2 protein-coding genes and 1 pseudogene are annotated in these 3,525 nt (G+C 48.1%); all 3 read right to left on the bottom strand.

Annotated features, from left to right (window positions below):
* A partial coding sequence (locus GRP75_RS21855; protein ID WP_160790345.1) for an acetate--CoA ligase occupies window positions 1-935 on the bottom strand: 935 nt, incomplete at its 3' end.
* A gap of 177 nt (window positions 936-1,112) precedes the next feature.
* A pseudogene (locus tag GRP75_RS21850) lies at window positions 1,113-2,216 on the bottom strand (DNA alkylation repair protein).
* Window positions 2,217-2,328: 112 nt separating this feature from the next.
* Window positions 2,329-3,525, bottom strand: a 1,197-nt coding sequence (locus tag GRP75_RS21845; protein WP_160790344.1) for a S9 family peptidase, incomplete at its 5' end; no start/stop codon positions are given.

Raw genomic sequence — 3,525 nt, 5'->3', positions numbered from 1 at the left:
TGAAACTTGTTAATGACCTCCTGATTGAGAGGCTCTCCCGCAGAAACTGCGCTGCGCAATTGGGATAGATCATATTGATCCAAACCATCCGTTTTCGCCATAATCCGATATTCTGTCGGCGTACAGCACAACACTTGGATTCCATACTGCTGCATAAACTGCAAATACCGACCTGGACGAAACGGACCATTATATACGAATCCGGTCGCTCCATTTCCTAGTACGGATAAAAACGGACTCCAAATCCACTTTTGCCATCCCGGTGCAGCTGTAGCCCATACTATATCTGAAGCTTGAATATCCAACCATGGTGATGTTATCCGCAGATGAGCATATCCCCAGCCATGGCTATGTACAACACCTTTAGGATTTCCTGTGGTGCCGGAAGTATAGGCCAGAATGGCCATGTCGTCACGGTGCGTCTTCACAGCTTCAAAAGTATCTTCCTGTCCATCCATCAGCTCATTCAGCACGAGCCAGCCAGATACATCTGCCGTGTCGTCCCCGGAGACCACGATGCGATAATCCAGAGCAGGCAAATCATCATTTATTTTGTCCACTTCGCTTGTTACTCCGGTCCAGGCAATGACTGCGCGCGCTTCTGAATGGCGAAGACGAAATGCAATATCCTTGGCACGTAGCATTTCTGAAGATGGAATGACAGCAAGCCCAAGTTTCAAGCAGGCCAGATAAATTACATACGCAATAATACGCCGTGGTACTACGACCAGAACTCTGTCACCTTTGTTAAATCCCAGATTTGCGAGTCCTCCAGCCAGTCGATTAGCCTTTTTCAACAGCTCTCCGTAGGTGATTTCTTCGTATTCTCCTGTCTCACTCAGCCACTTGAGTGCGGTTTTACCAGCATCATGGTGTTCCATTTCCGAAGTCATATTGTAATATTCAGGCGCAAGCCATTGTTGTTGATCTGTCAAATTATACCTTCCCCTTTATACATAAGATGAGATCCACTTTCTTACTGTAGTATAACACGTCTTAGTACCAGGTTCTAATACCAGAATCATTTTTTTGGAAAAAAATAAATTTGGTAAAGCGAACGACAAAAAGAAAGAGCCTAATTACAGGCTCTTTTTCTTCACTACTATCGTGATTTACAACTGGAGTTCTACCACTGTAGAAGTCGCTTCCTGACCGTTTACGAGCAGTGCAATCCGGTGCGCTCCCGCATAATGGCGACGAGTGGTCAGGTCTGCAAAACGGTGTGTCCGTGTACCTGTAAGATGGGTTCCTCCAGGGACCGTTTTGTCAGATAGCAAAAACAGTTTACGTGAGACTTGTCCTCTCGCCTTCACAAAGTCGATGCCATACTCGATGCGGACTCGTACCGGGTCACCTTCACGAAGCTGAAGCGCGTAGCTCAACTCACAGCTATCACCAAGCTTTAGCATGGCAGAGTCTGTGGTGAAAGAGGCTCCCGTGACTAACGGCGCCCCGTCTGTTTCATCCGCATAGCCGAACATTGCCATCACTTCGGGGATGGATTTGCGAATCAGGGTCCGACAGCCATGACGCACAATCCAGTCGGTGTCAGGATGTGTTCCTTTCCACCGTTGAGCCGTAGCAATGACCACATCAGGATGATCCTTGGCAATATCGTTCAGGTTGTTAGCTACACTTTTACGTACATACAGCGATGGATCGGCCTTCAGTAATTCCAATACGGCCAAAACTGGAACAGGATCGCGTTTAAACACAGGCAACGCCTGTCCCCAGGGCAGCCGTGGACGACAGCCTTCGCTGGCAAGACGGCGGACGTGCTCGCTCGGATGCCCTGCTCAGACCGTCATCTGGCGCATCATCCGTTCCGGTTCACGCAGGAGGAAGGGTCTGACGGCGAACTCCGCAGAGGACTTAGAGGTGAATCGCTCCAGTGCCTTCATGGACAGGTCCCAATGCTCTTCTCCCTGCCCATATACCTCCACAAAATCGGGGAAAAACAAGTACGGAAAACCACTGCAATGCTCGTCTATAGCAAAAAGAATATCCAGAGCTTCTTCATATTTACTGGGCAAAAATACCCCTAATGTTAACGAAATACGCCGTATTCGTTCTTTTAGCTCCAGCTCATCCCATTTTTTATCCATCACTTGATGGATGAATCCGATGGTATCGAACGGCCTGTACGCAGACTGTACTTTTTCACCGAATTGTTGAAGAAAATTCTCCGTGTACATATTTTTTAAGGGCTCGGCCATTATATATCTCCTTTTGTATGAGGTTGAGAGAATTGTAGCAAGGCATACTAAAAATGCCAAGTCCTATGATTAGGACCTGACATTTTTACATTAATACAAGAAATCGATTTACTTATAATTCGTGTTGGGCAAACCAATTGGTAATACGTTGCAGTCGTTCCACGCGAAGCTGCGGGTGCCCTTTTCGTGAAAGCTCGTGACTTGAAGCTGGGAAACGGACAAATTGCGTAGGTTTCCCCAAGCGACGTAATGCTGTAAACAGCTGCTCTCCCTGCTCTATAGGACATCGCAGATCCTGCTCCCCGTGCAATATGAGCAGCGGTGTATTGATTTGCTGCACATAAGCCAGCGGAGATTGCTTCCATAAGAGCTCGCAATCGTCCCACGGATTCCCGCCGACTTCATCTTCAGTAAACGAGTACCCTATGTCACTCACTCCATACATGGACAGCCAGTTAGATATGGAGCGCTGGGTCACAGCTGCGCGGAATCGATCGGTATGGCCGACAATCCAGTTTGTCATAAAACCACCATAGCTGCCTCCTGTTACACCCAGCCTTTCCGGATGAATGAATGGAAATTGACGTATAGCCTCGTCCACTGCACTCAACAGATCGGTGTAATCGTGTCCGCCGTAATCTCCAAGGACGACATTGGTGAAAGACTGTCCATACCCTCGGCTTCCTCCAGGATTCGTGTAGATGACTGTATACCCCTGAGCCGCCAGCAACTGAAATTCATGAAAAAAAGAATTGGAATACATGGCATGAGGACCACCGTGAATCTCCAAAATAGCAGGATAGGATACCCCCTCCTTAAACCCAGCAGGCTTCATCACCCATCCCTGCACCCGTCGGCCATCCTCAACCTCAGTCCAGAAGCTCTCAGGCACACTGATCTCAATCTCATCAAGCAGAGAGTCATTCACTCTGGTCAGCCGTTCCTCAATTCCTGAATGGATCGCAATTCGGAACAAATCGCCTGGTAAAGCCACATCAGTGGAAGCAGCAATGATATGCTGCTCATCTGAAGTAAGCTCAAATTGATAAATTTCCCGATCTCCTTGCGTTAAAATTTTAAAAGTTCCATCAAGCGCAAACTGATATACGTGTACATTCCCTTCAAGAGTTACTAGCGTATACAGGGATTGACCGTCGGCACTGAAGCGTGGTGGTCCTATATGAAGATGTGAACGCATGTCGCTCATACCCGCATTACCGAGGTGAGCGTCAAGCGTCTCACTAACGCATACTGCCGTCCCCCCACTGGAAGGAACCGTGTACAGTCGGGTCTGAGTAGCGCCTTTGGC

Source organism: Paenibacillus sp. OT2-17, assembly GCF_009827695.1.
Taxonomy (GTDB): Bacteria; Bacillota; Bacilli; order Paenibacillales; family Paenibacillaceae; genus Paenibacillus; species Paenibacillus polymyxa_B.
The sequence above is the reverse complement of the archived record's forward strand: the minus strand, read 5'-3'. Positions and strand labels throughout refer to the sequence as shown.